Origin of the sequence: Pseudoxanthomonas sp. F11 (assembly GCF_037046485.1) — a bacterium.
Classification (GTDB): domain Bacteria; phylum Pseudomonadota; class Gammaproteobacteria; order Xanthomonadales; family Xanthomonadaceae; genus Pseudoxanthomonas_A.
The window spans coordinates 172790-190135 of the sequence record NZ_JBANLZ010000001.1 but is presented as its reverse complement, the minus strand read 5'-3'; the positions used below and the strand labels follow the sequence as shown (position 1 = coordinate 190135).

Genomic DNA, 17346 nt, shown 5'->3' with positions numbered 1-17346 from the left:
GACAGGAGTGCGGCCCGGCATGGCCGAAACAGATCCAACCCAGGAGCTGGACCTCGAGCTGGTCAGGCGCGTGCAACGCGGCGACAGCGCGGCCTTCGACCTGCTGGTGCGCAAGTACCAGCATCGCGTGGTGGCGCTGATCGGGCGTTACATCCATGACTGGAGCGAGTGCCAGGACGTGGCCCAGGAGACGTTCCTGCGCGCTTACCGCGCGCTGGGTAATTTCCGGGGCGATTCCCAGTTCTATACGTGGCTGCACCGTATCGCCGTGAACACCGCCAAGAACCACCTGGTCGCGCACAACCGACGTCCTCCGACGGCGGACGTGGATGCCGCCGACGCCGAGCAGTACGACATCGGCGCCCGGCTGCGCGACACCGACACCCCCGAGCGCGAACTGATGCGCCAGGAGATGGAGGCCACGGTGATGAAGGCGGTGGACGGGCTGCCGGAAGAATTGCGCACCGCGATCACCCTGCGCGAGGTGGAAGGCCTCAGCTACGAGGAGATCGCGCAGAAGATGGATTGCCCGATCGGCACGGTGCGCTCGCGCATCTTCCGGGCGCGCGAGGCCATCGACGAACAACTGCGTCCCCTGCTGGATACCGACAGTGCAACCCGGGAGCGTGCCCGCTCATGACTGCCCGCAACGAGACACCCACCATCGACAAGCTCGACACCCATCACCGCCAGCAGCTGTCCGCCCTCATGGACGGCGAGTTGCTGGCCGACGAAGCCCGCTTCCTGCTGCGCCGCCTCCAGCACGACCGCGACCTGGCCGGCTGCTGGGAGCGCTGGCAGCTGTGCGGCGACGTGCTGCGTGGCCGCGCCCAGGCGCCGGCGCCGGCCGGATTCGCCGAGCGCGTGGCGCGGGCGATCGCCGGCGACGCGGCCGCATCGAATGCAGCGCAGGCCGCACCGTCGGCTCCGGTCGCGCGTCCGCGCAACCTGCTGGCCCGCTGGGGCGGGGGGGCTTTGGCGGCTTCGGTGGCGCTGGTCGCCCTGTTCATGGCCCGCCAGCAGTCGCCGCAGGACGTGCCGGTCGGCGATGGTGCCCAGGTCGCTTCCACGCAGACCACCACGCCTGCGACGGCGCCGGCATCGCCGGCCGATCCCGCTCCCGATGCCGAAGCCTACGCGGCGGCGGCCGTCGCCGTGGCCGCCACGGTGCCGCGGCGCCAGGACGCCACGCGCCGCAGTGCGACGCGCAGCCAGCAGGCGGCGCGCAATGCCCAGCGTGTGGCACGTGCCGATGCGCCGGTGCGCGCGAACGGCAACGTCGGCGCACAGCGCGCGCCGCTGGAAGCGATGACGGCGCTGTCGGCCGCAACCGCGCTGACAGCGGCCAGCGATCCGTTCTCGCATCGCGCGCAGGACGCCGTCGTCGCCTCGCGTCCCTGGCCACGCTCGGCCCTGTCGGGCTATCCGTCGGCCACGGGTGCGCTGACCACCGGGTACAGCGCGGAGACGGCAGCGCGGACGTTCTATCCGTTCGAACCGCGTCCCCAGTCCGCCCCGTCGGTGGCGGTACCCGCCGACGCGCCCCGCGAATGACCTTACGGCACCCGGTCGTACGCCGGGTGCCCTCTCAACCCCGTTTCCCCTTTTTATCGAGGCATGCATTCGATGACTCCTCACGCCCGTAACGGCCTGCTGGCCGTGTTGATGTTGACCACGCCGCTGGCCGCCTGCGCGCAGCAGGCCGAGGCGCCTGCCCCCGTGGCCGCCTCCGCGCCTGCGGTGGCGCAGTCGGCCGCGCCGCAGCTGGTGACCGGTCTGCCGGACTTCACCCAACTGGTGGAGCAGGTCGGGCCGGGCGTGGTGAACGTGGAAGCCACCGTCGGGTCGCGCCGCAGCGCGCAGGCCAGCGATGAGGAAGCGGACATCCCCGAGATCTTCCGGCGCATGCTGCCGCCCGGCTTCCAGATGCCCGGCCCGGGCCAGCAGGGGCCCCAGCGGCGCGGCACCTCGATGGGCTCGGGCTTCATCATCTCCGCCGATGGCTACGTGCTGACCAACCACCATGTGGTCGACGGTGCCGACGAAGTGAAGGTGACGCTGCCCGACCGCCGCGAGCTGACGGCCAAGGTGGTCGGCAGCGACCAGCAGTACGACGTGGCCCTGCTGAAGGTGGAGGCCAAGGGCCTGCCGACGGTACGCATCGGCAATTCCGCCGGGCTCAAGCCGGGCCAGTGGGTGGTCGCCATCGGCTCGCCGCTGGGACTGGACCATTCGGTGACCGCGGGCATCGTCAGCGCCGTGGGACGCAGTGCGTCGCCGGAGCAGCGCTACGTGCCCTTCATCCAGACCGACGTGGCGATCAACCAGGGCAATTCGGGTGGTCCGCTGCTCAATACGCGCGGTGAGGTGGTCGGCATCAACTCGCAGATCTTCTCGGTCTCCGGCGGGTACATGGGCATCAGCTTCGCCATCCCGATCGACCTGGCGATGGGCGCGGTGGAGCAGCTCAAATCCACCGGGCGCGTGAGTCGTGGCCAGCTGGGTGTGCAGGTGGGCGCGGTCACGTCGGACGCGGTGAAGGGCTTCGGCCTTCCCGACAACCGCGGCGCGCTGGTCAACGACGTGGTCAGCGGCAGTCCGGCGGAGAAGGCCGGCATTGGCCCGGGCGATGTCATCCGGTCCGTGAACGGCCGGCCGATCAACGATTCAAGCGAACTTCCGCCCGTCATCGGTGCGATGGCGCCCGGCACCAAGGTGACCCTGGGTCTGCTGCGGGACGGGAAGTCGCGCGATGTCGCCGTCACCCTGAGCGAACTGGACGAAGGCGAAACCGCCGCGCGCGCCCTGCCGGCCGCGCCCGATACCCCCGCCGCACCCGCCGGCCGCAACGTGCTGGGCATCCAGACGCAGCCGCTGGACGCTGACAGCCGCAAGCGCCTGGGCCTGGAGTCCGGCGACGGCGTGCTGGTCAGCCGGGTGGAAAGCGCCGCCGCCCGCGAGGCCGGCCTGTCGCCCGGCATGGTCATCCTGCAGGTGGGGCGCAATAAGGTGAACAGCCCGGCAGCGCTGGACCGCGAACTGGCGGCCGCCAAGCCCGGCGACACCGTCATGCTGCTGGTGCGCAGCCGCGGCGTGACCCGCTTCGTGGCGGTGACGGTCGAAAAGGACTGACCCGCCCCGACATCCGCGCATGGCCCCGCGCCAGCGGGGCCATGTCGTTGGGCACCGGGCCCATCCCATCCCCGGGTGAGACAGGCCGCGGCCCGGCCGTGCGATAATGTCGCGTTCTCCTGACGACGGCACAGGCCGCCGCCCCCATGTCCTCCGATTCCATGCGGAATATCCGCAACTTCTCCATCATCGCGCACGTCGACCACGGCAAGTCGACCTTGGCCGACCGCATCATCCAGCTCTGTGGCGGCCTCGAGGCCCGCGAGATGGAAGCGCAGGTGCTCGACTCCAATCCCATCGAGCGCGAGCGCGGCATCACCATCAAGGCCCAGTCCGTGTCCCTGCCGTACAAGGCCAAGGACGGGCAGGTCTACCAGCTCAACTTCATCGACACCCCCGGCCACGTCGACTTCAGTTACGAAGTCAGCCGCTCGCTGGCCGCCTGCGAAGGCGCGCTGTTGGTGGTGGACGCCGCCCAGGGCGTGGAAGCGCAGTCCGTCGCCAACTGCTACACCGCGGTGGAGCAGGGCCTGGAAGTGGTGCCGGTGCTCAACAAGATCGACCTGCCGACGGCCGACATCGAGCGCGCCAAGGCCGAGATCGAGGCCGTCATCGGCATCGACGCCGACGATGCCGTCGCGGTCAGCGCCAAGACCGGCCTTAACGTGGACCTGGTGCTGGAAGCCATCGTCCAGCGCATCCCGCCGCCGCAGCCGCGCGACACCGACAAGCTGCAGGCGCTGATCATCGACTCGTGGTTCGACAACTACCTGGGCGTGGTCTCGCTGGTGCGCGTGATGCAGGGCGAGATCGGCCCGAAGAGCAAGATCCTGGTGATGTCCACCGGCCGCACCCACGAGGTGGACAAGGTCGGCGTGTTCACCCCCAAGCGCAAGGAGCTGAAGAAGCTCGGCGCCGGCGAGGTGGGCTGGATCACCGCGTCCATCAAGGACGTGCACGGCGCCCCGGTCGGCGACACGCTGACCCTGGCCGGCGACCCGGCACCGGGCCCGCTGCCCGGCTTCCAGGAAATGCAGCCGCGCGTGTTCGCCGGCCTGTTCCCGGTCAACGCAGAAGACTACCCGGCACTGCGCGAGGCGCTGGAGAAGCTGCGCCTGAACGACGCCGCGCTGCGGTTCGAACCGGAAAGTTCGGAGGCCATGGGCTTCGGCTTCCGCTGCGGCTTCCTCGGCATGCTCCACATGGAGATCGTGCAGGAGCGCCTGGAGCGCGAGTACGACCTTGACCTGATCACCACCGCGCCGACCGTCGTGTATGAAGTCCTCAAGACCGATGGCACGGTGCTTTCGCTGGACAACCCGGCCAAACTGCCGCAGTCCAACCTGATCGACGAGGTGCGCGAACCCATCATCCGCGCGAACATCCTGACGCCCGAGACCTACATCGGCGCCATCATCAAGCTGTGCGAGGAAAAGCGCGGCGTGCAGATCGGCATCCAGTACCTGGCCAGCCAGGTGCAGATCAGCTACGAGCTGCCGATGGCCGAGGTGGTGCTGGACTTCTTCGACAAGCTGAAGTCGGTCAGCCGCGGCTATGCGTCCCTGGACTATTCGTTCCTGCGCTTCCAGCCCGGTCCGTTCGTACGCCTGGACACGCTGATCAATGGCGACAAGGTCGACGCGCTCAGCCTGATCGTGCATCGCAGCCACGCCGACCGGCGCGGCCGCGAGCTGTGCGAGAAGATGAAGGACCTCATCCCAAGGCAGATGTTCGACGTGGCCATCCAGGCCGCCGTGGGCTCGCAGATCATCGCGCGCAGCACGGTCAAGGCCATGCGCAAGAACGTGCTGGCCAAATGCTATGGTGGCGACATCACCCGCAAGAAGAAGCTCCTCGAGAAGCAGAAAGAGGGCAAGAAGCGGATGAAGCAGGTGGGCCGCGTGGAGATTCCGCAGGAGGCCTTCCTGGCGGTGCTGCAGGTGGACAGCAAGTAATCCGGTGCAGGGACCGGCGGCGGCAGCGCCGTCGCCGGCCGGCACGTGCAATCCAAAGGACGCTCGATGAGTTTGATGACCTGGTTCGAAACGTTGCTGGTGGTGGCCACGCTGGGCAGCGGTGCGGTGTGGCTGCTGGATGCCCTGTTCTTCGCCAAGCGCCGCAAGGCCAAGGGCGGGCTGCTGGACGAGGAACCGGTACTGGTCGACTACTCGCGCGCCTTCTTCCCGGTGCTGGCCATGGTCCTGGTGCTGCGCAGCTTCATCGCCGAGCCTTACAAGATCCCGTCCAGTTCGATGATGCCCAACCTGCTGATCGGCGACTTCATCCTGGTCAACAAGTTCTCCTACGGCCTGCGCCTGCCGATCACCAACCAGAAGTTCGTGGCCATCGGCGAACCGGCGCGCGGCGACGTAGTGGTGTTCAAGCCGCCGCACGACCCCGAGAACAACTGGATCAAGCGCGTGATCGGCCTGCCCGGCGACAAGGTGGGCTTCCATGGCGACACCGTCTACCTGAACGGCCAGCCGCTCAAGTACGAGACCCTGGGCGAGTACGGCGGCGCCGACGGGCGGGCCGAGGCGTTCGGCGCCACCCTGCTGCGCGAGGATCTGCCCGGCCGGCCGCACACCATCCTGGAAAGCGTGGGCCTGCCCCCGCCGGGGGGCGGCGAGGGGGACTGGGTGGTTCCGCCGGGCCACTATTTCGTGATGGGCGACAACCGCGACAACAGCCTGGACGGCCGTTTCTGGGACTACCATTTCCTGCCGGAGCAGAACCTGCGCGGCAAGGCGTTCCTGGTCTGGCTGAACTGCCAGGGCTGGTTCTGCAAGAATGGCTTCGATGCCTCGCGCATCGGCAACGGCATCGAGTAAGCGGTCCAACATCCACGGGGCAAGCACGGGGGAAGCACGATGAAGCGAAACCAGAGTGGCATGACGTTGTTGGGATTCCTGCTGGTACTGGTGGTGGTGGGATTCGCCGCCTTCATCGCCATGCGGCTGTTCCCGATGTACCAGGAGTTCTACGCGGTCAAATCCTCGCTCAAGGGCGTGGCGGCCGAACCCGGCGTGTCCGACATGGACCCGGCCAAGATCCAGGACCTGTTCTTCCGCCGGCTGTACATCAACTACTCCGAAAGCGTGAAGCCTTCCCACGTGAAGATCGAGCGCATGGACGGTGGCTGGAAGATGAGCGTCAGCTACGAAGTGCGTCGTCCGCTGGTGGGCAACCTGGACGTGATCGGCAAGTTCGACGCGTCCGAGCCGCTGACGCGGCGCGCGCCGGAATAAGGAGTTGGCGGTTGACCGCATCGGCCATGCCTTCGTCGACCAGGGCTTGCTTGCGCAGGCCCTGACGCATCGCAGCGCGGGTGCGCCGCACAACGAGCGGCTGGAGTTCCTGGGCGACGGCGTGGTCAATCTGCTGATCGCCGAGGCGCTGTTCCAGCGCTGGCCCAAGGCGGACGAAGGTGCCCTGACCCGGGCACGGGCCGAACTGGTCCGCGAGGCGTCGTTGGCCACCATCGCGCGCACGCTGCAGTTGGGCGAGCGCCTGACGATGGGTCCGGGCGAAATGAAATCCGGTGGCCATCGCCGCGATTCCATCCTGGCCGATGCGCTGGAAGCGGTGGTCGCGGCCATCTACCTGGACAGCGGCTATGAGGCCTGCCGGGCCGTGGTGCTGCCGTGGTTCGAGACCTCGCTGGCGGCGCTGCCGGTCGGACGGCCCGAAAAGGACGCCAAGACCCGGCTGCAGGAATGGCTGCAGGGACGCCAGCGTCCTTTGCCCGTCTACGAACTGGTGCTGGAAAGCGGCGACGACCACGCCAAGCAGTTCCTCGCCCGGTGCACTACGCTGGACCCCCCGCTGACGGCGGACGGTGAAGGCACTTCCCGTCGCAACGCCGAACAGGCCGCCGCCGCGGCGCTGCTCGAGAAGCTCGACATTTCCAGATGAGTACCCTCCGGTGAGCGATTCCCCTTCCCACCGCAGCGGCAGCGTTGCCGTGATCGGTCGCCCCAACGTGGGCAAGTCCACCCTGACCAACGCCCTGGTGGGTGCCAAGGTCAGCATCACTTCCAACCGGCCGCAGACCACCCGCCACCGCCTGCTCGGCATCGCCACGTTCGCCGCCGGCAAGGACCGGCCGGCGGGGCAGATCGTGCTGGTCGACACCCCCGGCCTGCACAAGCAGCAGGGCAAGTTCTCGGCATCGGCCATGAGCCGGGTGATGAACCGGGCCGCGCGCGGTGCGCTGGAAGAGGTCGATGCCGCGCTGATGGTGGTCGAAGCAGGCCGCTGGGACGAAGAAGACACCCTGGCCTACAACGTGCTGCGCGACGCCGGCATCCCGGTGGTGCTGGTGGTCAACAAGGTCGACCGGCTGAAGGACAAGGCCGCGCTGCTGCCGTTCCTGGCCCAGGTGGGCCAGGAACGCGAATTCGCCGCGGTGCATCCGGTATCGGCGCTCAAGCGCAATGGCCTGGAGGCCCTGGTCAAGGATGTGCTGGGCCTGTTGCCGGAAGCGCCGCCCACGTTCGGCGAGGACGAGATCACCGACCGCAGCGAGCGCTTCCTCGCCGCCGAACTGGTGCGCGAGCAGCTGATGCGCCAGCTCGGTGCGGAACTGCCGTACGCCACCACGGTCGAGATCGAGCACTTCACCACCGAGGAGTCGCCCAAGGGCGAACTGGCCCGCATCGGTGCGGTGATCTGGGTGGAGCGCGAAAGCCAGAAGGCCATCGTGATCGGCAAGGGCGGCGCACGCCTGAAGGACATCGGCAGCAAGGCGCGCCAGCAGATGGAGCATCTGTTCGGCCGCAAGGTCTTCCTGGAGACCTGGGTGCGCGTTCGCGAAGGCTGGTCGGACGACGAGACCGCGTTGAAGGCCTTCGGCTACGAATAAGGTGTCGCCCCCCTGATGCGCATCACGGGCGAGACCGCCTTCGTCCTGCACGCGCGCCCCTGGCGCGAGACCAGCCTGCTGGTCGAAGTGCTGGGCAACGACCACGGGCGCATCGGTCTGGTCGCACGCGGGGTGCAGGGCCCGAAGCGGCATGTGCTGCGCGCCGCGCTGCAGCCCCTGCAGTGCATCCGGCTGGACGTCGACCTGCGCGGCGAGCTGGGTCGGCTGGTCGCCGCCGAGGCGCTGGATGCCGCACCGCAGCCGGCCGGGGACGCGATGCTGGCGGCGTTCTACCTCAACGAACTGGTGCTGCGCCTGGCGCCACGGCACGATCCGCTTCCCGCCCTGTTCGAAGCCTATGCGGACGCGCGCGAGGGCCTGCGGCAGCGCGAAGGCCTGGCGTGGACCCTGCGACGCTTCGAGCGCGACCTGCTGGAGGCGCTGGGCGTGGGCTTTGCGCTGGACGAGGACGCCGAGGGCGATCCCATCGATCCTGCGGCACGTTACCGGCTCGATCCCGAGCAGGGGCCGCGCCGCCTGCTCAGCGACCGCGGGCACGACGAGCGGAGTCGGGCCGCGACCGGTCGGGCGTTGCTCGCGCTGGCCCGTGATGTGCGGCCGTCGGCGGACGACCTGGCCAGCCTGCGCCTGCCGCTGCGGTCCGTGCTGGCCCACCACCTGGGCCCGCGCGGGCTGAAGTCGTGGGAAATGATCGGCGACCTGGGCCGGCTGAAGCGCGCGGGCCCGTCGACCGGGTAGGGCTCAGGACGCGGGCGCGAGCAGGCGTGCGCAGGCCGCAGCGAAGGCCTCCCGAAGGTCCCGATCCGCCGGCGCAGCGTGCCAGCGCGAGGCGATCGCCGCCAACGTGGCCGCGCCCGCGAAACCGCAGCTGGCCTGCAGCCGATGCAACTGGGCGCGCAGCGCGGCAGGGTCGCTGCGGTCGAAGGCCGCCAGGCAGGCGCTGCGGGTGGTGGGCAGTTCGGACAGGAACAGCTGCCGCACGCTGGCCACGTGCTCCGGGTTGCCGGCCAGCGCCGCCAGCGCCGCACGATCATCCCAGTCGGCAACGTCGTGGGGCTCGTCACTCCCGCCACGCAGGGCAGCGCGCAGCGCATCAACCAGCGCCTGTGTCGACAGCGGTTTGACCAGGACTTCGGCGAAGCCCGCCCGCAGTAGCGCGTCGCGCGTGGCCGCCGTGGCGTCGGCGGTGTGCGCCAGCGCGCTGGCGGCCGCATCGGTCTCACGCAGGTGCTGCAGCAGCCAGGTGCCGCTGCCATCCGGCAGGTTGGCGTCGATCAGCCAGGCGTCGAACGGTCCGCTCGCCGCCAGCGCCTGTGCGCAGTCCTCCGCGACATGCACCCGTGCCGGCAGTGTCGCCAACGCGGCCGACAGGAAGGCCGCACTGATGCGATCGTCTTCCACCAACAGGATCGAGGGCATCGTGCCGGGAGCGGAGTTCATGGCGGGGCTTCCTGCGGATCGGGGCCATTCTAGCCTCGGAGTGCTATTCGGCCGCCATGCGACAATACGGCCCCTTCCGACTCACGCAGCCTGACGCCACGTGGCACGCACCCGTTCCCCCCGCATCGACAAGACCCCCTTCGAAGCCATCATCACCGACCTGACCCACGACGGCCGCGGCGTCGCCCGCCGCGACGGCAAGGCGGTATTCGTGTCGGGGGCGCTGCCGGGCGAGCGCGTGATGGCCGAACAGACCGCGAAGAACCGCCACTTCGACGAGGCCAGGACGCTGGACGTGCTGGAGGCCTCGCCCGACCGCGTGGCACCGCGCTGCCCGCATTTCGGCACCTGCGGCGGTTGCGTCCTGCAGCACATGGACGAGACGCGGCAGATCGAAGCCAAGCAGCGCGTGCTGATGGAGAACCTGGAGCGCATCGGCCATGTGTCGCCGACGTCCGTGCTGCCGCCGCTGACCGGCGCCAGTTGGGGCTACCGCCGGAAGGGGCGTTTCTCGGTACGTCGGGTCAACAAGAAGGACAGGACGCTGGTCGGTTTCCGTGAACAGGATCCGCGCTTCGTCGCCGACCTGTCCGAATGCCACACGGTCATTCCGGAGATCGGCGGCAAGGTGGCGCAGCTGGCCGCCCTGGTCGAAAGCCTGGACGCGCGCGAGCACATCCCGCAGATCGAATTCATCGCCGGCGACGCGGCCGCGGATTTCAGCGGCGTCGCGCTGGTGTTCCGCCACCTGCAGCCATTGAGCGAGGGCGACCGCGCCAAGTTGGCCGCATTCGGCCAGGCCAGTGCTTTCGCCATTTTCCTGCAGCCGGGCGGCGTGGAAAGCGTCCACGCGCTGTGGCCCGATGCACCGCTACTGGCGTTCGCACTGGCGCCCTGGGACGTGTCGCTGGCGTTCCGGCCGCTGGACTTCATCCAGGTCAATGCCGCGCTCAACGAGAAGATGATCGCACGCACATTCGAGCTGCTCGATCCGCAACCACAGGACCGCGTGCTGGACCTGTTCTGCGGCCTGGGCAACTTCACCCTGCCGATGGCGCGCCTGGTGGGCGAGGTCGTCGGCGTGGAGGGCGAGGCCGGGCTGGTGGCGCGCGCCCGCGAGAACGCGCAGCGCAACGGGCTGTCGAACGCGCAGTTCCATGCCGCGGACCTGACCCAGGACCAGCGCGGCACGGCGTGGATGCGCCAGGGCTTCGACAAGCTGCTGCTGGATCCGCCGCGCTCGGGCGCCATCGAAGTGCTGCAGCAGCTGCCGCTGAAGCAGTTCGACCGCCTCGTGTACGTCAGCTGCCACCCCGGCTCGCTGGCGCGCGATGCCGGCTACCTGGTCAACGAGCAGGGGTACGCGCTGGTGTCGGCGGGCGTGATGGACATGTTCCCGCATACGGCGCACGTGGAGTCCATTGCCCTGTTCGAGAGGCGCTGATGGGTATCGAAATCGAGCGCAAGTTCCTGGTCGCCGGCAACGGCTGGCGCGCGGCCGCACACGCGGTCGTCCCCATGGCGCAGGGGTACATCAACGACATGGGCGCGATGGACCGCGGCGAGCAGAAGGCCTCGGTGCGGGTACGCATCCAGGGCGACGAAGCGTTCCTCAACCTGAAGTCGCGCGAGCTGGGCCACACCCGCCAGGAATTCGACTACCGCATTCCGGTGGACGATGCGCGCGCCTTGCTGGCGCTGTGCGTGGGTGGGTTGGTGGACAAGCGGCGGCATCTGGTCCGCCACGGTGGCCACCTGTGGGAAGTGGATGAGTTCCTGGGCGAGAACGCCGGCCTGGTGGTCGCCGAGATCGAACTGGACCACGCCGATGAGGCATTCGAGCGGCCTGACTGGCTGGGAAGCGAAGTGACCGACGATCCGCGCTACTACAACCTGGCGCTGGCCAGCCATCCGTACACGCGCTGGGCAAGGTAATCGCGTATCGCACGGGCGCATCCGCGCGGGAGGGCGGCGCGTAGGAGGCGGTAAACCTCTGCCACACCCGCCATGCGCCGCAAGTCCGACCTGCCCAGCAAGCCCTGCCGCACCTGCGGTCGCCCCTTCACCTGGCGCCGCAAGTGGCGCGACGTCTGGGATGAGGTGGCGCATTGTTCGGAACGCTGCCGACGGCAGCGGGGCCAACGGAAGTGACGACATCGGACGGCGGGCGCACCGTGCAGCCCGTCCATACGCTCCGCCTGATTCTCGGCGACCAGCTGGATCCACAGCATCGCTGGTTCGCGCGCGTGGATCCCGGCGTCCTGCACGTGATGATGGAGATGCGGCAGGAAACCGACTACGTGCTGCATCACGCGCAGAAGATCCTTGCGATCTTCGCGGCCATGCGTGCCTTCGCCGCCCGCCTGCGCGCGCAGGGTCACCGGGTCCGCTATGTCGCCATCGACGACCCCAGCAACCGCCAGCGGCTGACAGAGAACCTGGACGCGCTGCTCACGCTCCACGGCGCCTCGACGTTCGCCTACCAGCCCGCCGACGAGTGGCGACTGGACACGCAATTGCGCGACTGGGCGGCCACGCTCCCCATCGTGGTGGAACGCGCGGCGGACGCGCACTTCCTGGCCGCGCGCGACGAGGCCGGTCGGCTGTTCGGTGCGCGCCGGCAATGGCGCATGGAAACCTTCTACCGCCACATGCGACGCCGGCTGGGCGTGTTGCTGGAACCCGACGGGACGCCGGCCGGCGGGCGCTGGAACTTCGACCAGGACAACCGTGCCGCCTGGCCCGGCACGCCACCTGCGCCCGCGGACTGGCGCAGGCCACACGATCACCGCGCCCTGTGGCACACCATCGAGGCCGCGGGCGTGGCCAGCTTCGGCGCTCCGCAAGCCGATGCGCTGCGCTGGCCGCTGGACCGCGACGAGGCGCTGGCCGATCTGGACGCCTTCGTCGAACAGGCATTGCCCTGGTTCGGCCAGTATCAGGATGCGATGAGCACCCAGGCACCGCGCCTGTTCCACTCGCTGCTCTCGTTCGCCCTGAACACGAAGATGCTGCATCCGGCCGAGGTGATCGCGCGCGCCGAGGCGGCATGGCGTGCGGGACATGCGCCGCTGCCGGCGGTGGAGGGCTTCATCCGCCAGATCCTGGGATGGCGCGAATACGTCCGCGGCGTGTACTGGGCGCAGATGCCCGGCTATGTGGCGCTCAATCATTTCGGCCACGACGCGCCTTTGCCGGACTGGTTCTGGACCGGTCGCGTGCGCATGCGCTGCCTGGCCGATGCCATCGGACAGTCCTTGGCGCAGGCGCATGCGCACCACATCCAGCGCCTGATGGTGATCGGCAATTTCTCGCTGCTGGCCGGCCTGGACCCGCAGGCACTGCATCGCTGGTATCTGGGGGTGTACATCGATGCGTTCGAGTGGGTCGAGCTGCCCAACACGCTGGGAATGAGCCAGTTCGCCGATGGCGGACGGCTGGCCAGCAAGCCCTACGTCAGTGGCAGCGCCTATCTGCATCGCATGAGCGACTACTGCAACGATTGTCCTTACGACCGCCGGCAGCGCACGGGCGCGCGCGCCTGTCCGTTCAATGCCCTGTACTGGGACTTCCTGGACCGGCACCACGTCGTCCTGCAAGGCAATCCCCGCATGGCGCTGGCCTACCGCCAGCTGGCGCGGATGGACGGCGCCGCGCGCGAGGCGCTGTCGGCGCAGGCCCGGCAGGTCCGCGGCATGCTGGAAGACCTGTGAGGCCGCACGCCGGCGCTGGCGCGTGAACGCCCGCATCTGACGGCCGCGCGGGCTTCTGCGACAATGCCGGCTCCGCGCCCCTTGGCGCCGCTTCGAGGCTTTCCCCGCAATGCTCGTCATCGGCATCGCCGGCACCGAACTCACCGCGCAGGAGCGCGACTGGCTGCAGCACGACGCCGTGGCCGGCGTCATCCTGTTCACCCGCAACTTCGCCTCGCGTAGCCAGGTGGCCGAGCTGTCGCAGGCCATCCGCGCTGCCGCGCCGCGCCCGCAGCTGGTCTGCGTGGACCAAGAGGGCGGACGCGTGCAGCGCTTCCGCGACGGCTACAGCGACCTGCCGGCCCTGGAGGGCTTCGGCAAGCTGTATGCGCAGGATCCGGCGCTGGCCCTGCAGCGTGCCGAAGAGCACGCCTGGCTGATGGCCAGCGAGATCATCGCCAGCGGCGTGGACCTGAGCTTCGCCCCGGTCGTGGACCTGGCCCGCGGCAACCGCGCCATCGGCGACCGTGCGTTCGACGCCGATCCGCAGGTGGTCGCCGAATTCACGCGCGCCTACGTGCGCGGCATGCACAGCGCCGGCATGGCGGCCACGCTGAAGCATTTCCCCGGCCACGGCACCGTGCTGGAAGACACCCATTTCGACGATGCCGTCGATCCGCGTCCGCTCGAGGTACTGCGTGCCGAGGACCTGGTGCCCTTCGTGGCGGGCATCGAGGCCAAGGCCGATGCGGTGATGATGGGGCACGTGAAGTACCCCGCCGTCGCCCCGGAGCCGGCCGGCTATTCGCCGTTCTGGATCCAGAAGATCCTGCGCGAGGAAATGGGTTTCCGGGGCGTGGTGTTCTCCGACGACATCGGCATGGCCGCGGCGTTTTCCGCCGGTGGCGTGAAGCAGCGCATCCACGACCATCTGGATGCGGGTTGCGATGTGGTGCTGGTCTGCTCGCCCAAGCTGGTCGAGGAATCGCTGAAGGCGGTGGAAGGGCGCGCGCTGAATACCGCCGCCGTTCTCGGCGTGCTGGGTCGCGGTGCGCTGGGGTGGGATGGGTTGATCGCGGATGCGCGCTATGGCCAGACGCAGTCGCGCGTGATCGAAAGTCTGAAAGGAGTGGCTTGATGGAATCGCTGGGCAATCCGCGGCCGAAGCTGGCCGATGCGCTGGCCAACGCCGACCTGCTGGTCGATCGCGCGACGATCGACCATACCATCGCGCAGATGGCCGCGCCCATCGCGCGCGACTACGCCGGTGAGGTGCCGGTCTACCTGACCATCATGCACGGTGCGCTGCCGTTCGCCGGCCAGCTGGCGCTGGAACTGGGCGCGCGCGGCCTGGACCTGGAATTCGACTACCTGCACGCCACCCGTTACCGCGGCGAAACCACCGGCGGCGAGCTGGTGTGGAAGCACCGTCCGGCGACCGCGCTGTACGGCCGCCGCGTGCTGCTGGTGGACGACATCCTGGACGAAGGCCACACGCTGCTGGCGGTGAAGCAGTGGTGCCTGGAGCAGGGCGCCACCGACGTGCGGATCGCCGCGCTGACCACCAAGCAGCACGACCGCTGCGTGGAGGGCATCAGTGCCGATTACGTGGGCATGCAGGTCGCCGACCGCTATGTGTTCGGTTTCGGCATGGACTACCACGAGCAGGGACGCAACCTGCCGGCCATCTACGCGCTGAAGGACTGAGCCATGGCCGACATCGCGCTTGCCGTCATCGGCGGCACCGGCGTCTACCGGCTGGCCGACCTGCAGGACGTGGAGACGCGGGTGCTGGACACACGCTTCGGCGCGCCTTCCGGACCGGTCCGCATCGGCACGCTCGAAGGCCGGCGCGTGGCGTTCCTGGCCCGTCATGGCGAGGGGCATTCGGTACCCCCGCACCAGGTCAACTACCGCGCCAACCTGCAGGTGCTGAAGGACATTGGCGCCACCCGCGTGCTGGCGCTCAACACCGTGGGCGGCATCACCGATGCCTACGGCCCGCGCGTACTGGCCTGTCCCGACCAGCTGATCGACTACACCTGGGGCCGTATCTCGACGATCTGCGAAGAACCGGGCAGTGAAGTCCTGCATGTCGACTTCGGTGACCCGTACACGCATTTACTTCGCCGGCAGGTGATGGACGCGGCGCGCGCCTGCGGCGTTGAACTGGTCGATGGCGGCTGCTACGGCGCCACCCAGGGGCCGCGGTTGGAGACGCGTGCGGAGATCCGCCGGATGCGACGCGACGGCTGCGATCTGGTCGGCATGACGGGCATGCCGGAGGCGGGCCTGGCCCGTGAAATGGGCCTGGAATACGCATGTCTGGCCATCGTCGCCAACTGGGCGGCGGGCTGCGGAACGGACGAGGAGATCACCATGGATGAGGTGCTGGCGAACGTCGCTGCGGCCTCGGCCGGTATCCCCGCCCTGATCGCCGCGGTGGCGCGCGGGTGATTGTCAACGCGCGCGAGCCTTTGCATACTCGGCCGGTGTGACCTCCCGTCACACACACCACCCGCATCCAGAAAAGGAAATACAAGCGCTATGCCGTACGGTACCGTGAAATGGTTCAACGATGCCAAGGGCTTCGGATTCATCGCGCCAGAAGATGGCAGCGCCGATGTCTTTGCGCACCACACCGCCATCAATGCCAAGGGCTTCCGCAGCCTGCAGGAAGGCCAGCGCGTCAGCTACGAGTTGACCCAGGGCCCGAAGGGCGCACAGGCGTCCAACATCACGCCGGCCGCCTGATCCAAGACGATTTTCTTGAACCCCGCTCCGGCGGGGTTTTTTAACGCCTGCATTCCGGCCCCCCGCGCCGGCGCTACGGAGAAGCCGCCTGAGTGAAACCGCTGCACATCGCCATCGTCGGATACGGCACCGCCGGCCAGGCCGCCGCGCTGCTGCTCGCGCGCGACGGGCACCGGGTGGAGGTCTTCGAACGTGCGCCGGAACCGGGTCCGGTGGGCGCGGGTTTCCTCCTGCAGCCGACCGGCCTGCAGGTGCTGTGGGAACTGGGCCTGTTGCCCGACGTGATGGCGCATGGCCGACGGGTCAATCGCCTGTACGGCGAAACGCCGTGCGGTCGCGCCGTGATGGACATGCGGTACAGCGGTCTGGATGCGCGCCTGTTCGGCCTGGGCATGCAGCGTGGCGCGTTGTTCACGCTGCTGGCGGAGGCGTGGGCGGGGCAGGGTATGCTCCACCCCGGGCACGCGATCGACGCCATCAGCGACGACACCCGCCGCATCCGCGATCCGCATGGCCGCTGGCACGGTCCGTTCGACCTGGTGGTCGCAGCGGACGGATCGGCCTCGCGCCTGCGCGGCGCCACCGGCGCGGTGAAGCGCGAGGCGGTGTACCCCTGGGGCGCGCTTTGGCGGCTGGTGCCGCAGGGCGACTGGGCGTGGGGCGACGAACTGCGGCAACGCTACGTCGCCGCGCGCAAGATGATCGGCCTGCTGCCGGTGGGTACGCGGCCCGGCGACGACACGCCGCGCCTGAGCTTCTTCTGGAGCCTGCCGATCGACGACTTCGAGGGCTGGCGCGCGCGCGGATTGCCCGCGTGGCGCGACGAGATCGCCCGTCTGTGGCCCGAGGCGGATGCCCGTCTGGCCGATACGGTCGACCCGGACCAGTTGGCGCGCGCGAGCTATCGCGACGTCACCCTGCGTCACTGGCATCGCGATCGTCTGGTCGTGCTGGGCGACGCCGCACACGGCATGAGTCCGCAGCTGGGACAGGGCGTCAACATGGCGCTGATGGACGCGATGGCCCTGCGCGACGCATTGCGCCTGCAGGCCGATGTCGCTTCGGCCCTGCAGGCCTACCAGCGACAGCGGCAGGCCCATGTCGGCATCTATCAGTTCTGGAGCCGCTGGCTGACACCGATCTTCCAGTCAGACCTGGACTGGGTCGCGCGTGCGCGCGATGTCGCCTTCCTGCCTGCGGGCCGCCTGCCCGGCGGGCGCGGCCACATGCTGCGCGTGCTCAGCGGCATCCAGCACGGTTTCCTAGGTACGCTGGCGCCGAAGCCGGACTTCATGCGGGCGCTCGACGGCCTCCGCGCTCCCGCCTTGGGAAAGATGTAACCCGCGGCGCGAGCAGCGCGCACGTCCGGCAGCCGGATCGAAGTGCGGGTTCCGGCCGCAGGCACCGCGGAATTGCGAGAGAATCGGCCTGACGCGCAGCGGG

19 protein-coding genes are annotated in these 17346 nt (G+C 69.0%); 18 read left to right on the top strand and 1 reads right to left on the bottom strand.

The annotated features are described in order from the left end of the window. Positions 1-19 precede the first annotated feature (19 nt). The 9 genes from rpoE to recO all read left to right on the top strand — a co-directional run bounded on the left by rpoE (position 20) and on the right by recO (position 8755). The gene (gene rpoE, locus V8246_RS00885; protein WP_162110200.1) at positions 20-640 is read left to right on the top strand and encodes an RNA polymerase sigma factor RpoE; all 621 of its coding nucleotides are present in this window, start codon (positions 20-22) and stop codon (positions 638-640) included. After that, a complete protein-coding gene (locus V8246_RS00880; RefSeq protein ID WP_336187522.1) occupies positions 637-1554 on the top strand; it encodes a sigma-E factor negative regulatory protein in 918 nt (305 codons plus the stop codon). The genes rpoE and V8246_RS00880 overlap by 4 nt, the downstream gene beginning before the upstream one ends. A 72-nt stretch (positions 1555-1626) precedes the next feature. Then, complete coding sequence (locus V8246_RS00875; protein ID WP_336187521.1) at positions 1627-3132, top strand: DegQ family serine endoprotease; 1506 nt, start codon at positions 1627-1629, stop codon at positions 3130-3132. 146 nt (positions 3133-3278) lie between these two features. Then, complete coding sequence (gene lepA, locus V8246_RS00870; RefSeq protein ID WP_336187520.1) at positions 3279-5087, top strand: translation elongation factor 4; 1809 nt, start codon at positions 3279-3281, stop codon at positions 5085-5087. Between the two features lie 75 nt (positions 5088-5162). Next, positions 5163-5963 carry a signal peptidase I gene (lepB, locus tag V8246_RS00865; RefSeq protein WP_336187519.1) on the top strand — a complete coding sequence of 267 codons (801 nt, stop codon included), beginning with the start codon at positions 5163-5165 and terminating at the stop codon, positions 5961-5963. A gap of 39 nt (positions 5964-6002) precedes the next feature. After that, the gene (locus V8246_RS00860; RefSeq protein WP_187572213.1) at positions 6003-6380 is read left to right on the top strand and encodes a DUF4845 domain-containing protein; all 378 of its coding nucleotides are present in this window, start codon (positions 6003-6005) and stop codon (positions 6378-6380) included. Positions 6381-6384: 4 nt separating this feature from the next. Next, entirely contained in the window at positions 6385-7047 is a 663-nt protein-coding gene (rnc, locus tag V8246_RS00855) for a ribonuclease III (protein ID WP_336187518.1), read from the top strand. A gap of 10 nt (positions 7048-7057) precedes the next feature. Continuing rightward, positions 7058-7996, top strand: a complete 939-nt coding sequence (gene era / locus V8246_RS00850; RefSeq protein ID WP_336187517.1) for a GTPase Era — start codon at positions 7058-7060, stop codon at positions 7994-7996. Positions 7997-8011: 15 nt separating this feature from the next. Next, positions 8012-8755, top strand: a complete 744-nt coding sequence (gene recO, locus V8246_RS00845; protein ID WP_336187516.1) for a DNA repair protein RecO — start codon at positions 8012-8014, stop codon at positions 8753-8755. Positions 8756-8758: 3 nt separating this feature from the next. Here the strand turns inward: recO and V8246_RS00840 are convergent, their stop codons facing one another. Further along, entirely contained in the window at positions 8759-9457 is a 699-nt protein-coding gene (locus V8246_RS00840) for a response regulator (protein ID WP_336187515.1), read from the bottom strand. Between the two features lie 100 nt (positions 9458-9557). Here V8246_RS00840 and rlmD point away from each other — a divergent pair, with 100 nt between their 5' ends. From rlmD to V8246_RS00795, 9 genes are all read left to right on the top strand, one after another. After that, positions 9558-10901, top strand: coding sequence for a 23S rRNA (uracil(1939)-C(5))-methyltransferase RlmD (gene rlmD / locus V8246_RS00835; RefSeq protein WP_336187514.1), 1344 nt, complete (start codon positions 9558-9560; stop codon positions 10899-10901). After that, positions 10901-11392, top strand: coding sequence for a CYTH domain-containing protein (locus V8246_RS00830; protein ID WP_336187513.1), 492 nt, complete (start codon positions 10901-10903; stop codon positions 11390-11392). Before rlmD ends, V8246_RS00830 begins: the two co-directional genes overlap by 1 nt. Before the next feature lie 72 nt (positions 11393-11464). After that, on the top strand, positions 11465-11608 hold the full coding sequence (locus V8246_RS00825; RefSeq protein WP_336187512.1) for a DUF2256 domain-containing protein: 144 nt from the start codon (positions 11465-11467) through the stop codon (positions 11606-11608). Further along, entirely contained in the window at positions 11605-13170 is a 1566-nt protein-coding gene (locus tag V8246_RS00820; protein ID WP_336187511.1) for a cryptochrome/photolyase family protein, read from the top strand. Before V8246_RS00825 ends, V8246_RS00820 begins: the two co-directional genes overlap by 4 nt. 109 nt (positions 13171-13279) lie before the next feature. Then, positions 13280-14287: a beta-N-acetylhexosaminidase gene (nagZ, locus tag V8246_RS00815; RefSeq protein WP_336187510.1), complete on the top strand. Its 1008-nt coding sequence runs from the start codon at positions 13280-13282 to the stop codon at positions 14285-14287. After that, the gene (locus V8246_RS00810) at positions 14287-14856 is read left to right on the top strand and encodes a hypoxanthine-guanine phosphoribosyltransferase (RefSeq protein WP_336187509.1); all 570 of its coding nucleotides are present in this window, start codon (positions 14287-14289) and stop codon (positions 14854-14856) included. Before nagZ ends, V8246_RS00810 begins: the two co-directional genes overlap by 1 nt. A 3-nt stretch (positions 14857-14859) precedes the next feature. Beyond that, positions 14860-15606 (top strand): S-methyl-5'-thioinosine phosphorylase, encoded by a 747-nt coding sequence (locus V8246_RS00805; RefSeq protein WP_336187508.1) that lies wholly within the window; start codon positions 14860-14862, stop codon positions 15604-15606. 90 nt (positions 15607-15696) lie between these two features. Then, positions 15697-15903 carry a cold-shock protein gene (locus V8246_RS00800; RefSeq protein ID WP_162110185.1) on the top strand — a complete coding sequence of 69 codons (207 nt, stop codon included), beginning with the start codon at positions 15697-15699 and terminating at the stop codon, positions 15901-15903. A gap of 92 nt (positions 15904-15995) precedes the next feature. Further along, positions 15996-17243: an NAD(P)/FAD-dependent oxidoreductase gene (locus tag V8246_RS00795; protein ID WP_336187506.1), complete on the top strand. Its 1248-nt coding sequence runs from the start codon at positions 15996-15998 to the stop codon at positions 17241-17243. The last annotated feature ends 103 nt before the right edge of the window (positions 17244-17346 follow it).

Excerpts from the sequence above, each read along its gene's own strand:
- V8246_RS00800 (WP_162110185.1), top strand. The coding sequence starts at position 15,697 with ATGCCGTACGGTACCGTGAAATGGTTCAACGATGCCAAGGGCTTCGGA.
- lepA (WP_336187520.1), top strand. The coding sequence starts at position 3,279 with ATGTCCTCCGATTCCATGCGGAATATCCGCAACTTCTCCATCATCGCG.
- V8246_RS00840 (WP_336187515.1), bottom strand. The coding sequence starts at position 9,457 with ATGAACTCCGCTCCCGGCACGATGCCCTCGATCCTGTTGGTGGAAGAC.
- V8246_RS00860 (WP_187572213.1), top strand. The coding sequence starts at position 6,003 with ATGAAGCGAAACCAGAGTGGCATGACGTTGTTGGGATTCCTGCTGGTA.
- V8246_RS00830 (WP_336187513.1), top strand. The coding sequence starts at position 10,901 with ATGGGTATCGAAATCGAGCGCAAGTTCCTGGTCGCCGGCAACGGCTGG.
- V8246_RS00825 (WP_336187512.1), top strand. The coding sequence starts at position 11,465 with ATGCGCCGCAAGTCCGACCTGCCCAGCAAGCCCTGCCGCACCTGCGGT.
- recO (WP_336187516.1), top strand. The coding sequence starts at position 8,012 with ATGCGCATCACGGGCGAGACCGCCTTCGTCCTGCACGCGCGCCCCTGG.
- rpoE (WP_162110200.1), top strand. The coding sequence starts at position 20 with ATGGCCGAAACAGATCCAACCCAGGAGCTGGACCTCGAGCTGGTCAGG.
- lepB (WP_336187519.1), top strand. The coding sequence starts at position 5,163 with ATGACCTGGTTCGAAACGTTGCTGGTGGTGGCCACGCTGGGCAGCGGT.
- V8246_RS00805 (WP_336187508.1), top strand. The coding sequence starts at position 14,860 with ATGGCCGACATCGCGCTTGCCGTCATCGGCGGCACCGGCGTCTACCGG.
- nagZ (WP_336187510.1), top strand. The coding sequence starts at position 13,280 with ATGCTCGTCATCGGCATCGCCGGCACCGAACTCACCGCGCAGGAGCGC.
- V8246_RS00875 (WP_336187521.1), top strand. The coding sequence starts at position 1,627 with ATGACTCCTCACGCCCGTAACGGCCTGCTGGCCGTGTTGATGTTGACC.
- V8246_RS00880 (WP_336187522.1), top strand. The coding sequence starts at position 637 with ATGACTGCCCGCAACGAGACACCCACCATCGACAAGCTCGACACCCAT.
- V8246_RS00810 (WP_336187509.1), top strand. The coding sequence starts at position 14,287 with ATGGAATCGCTGGGCAATCCGCGGCCGAAGCTGGCCGATGCGCTGGCC.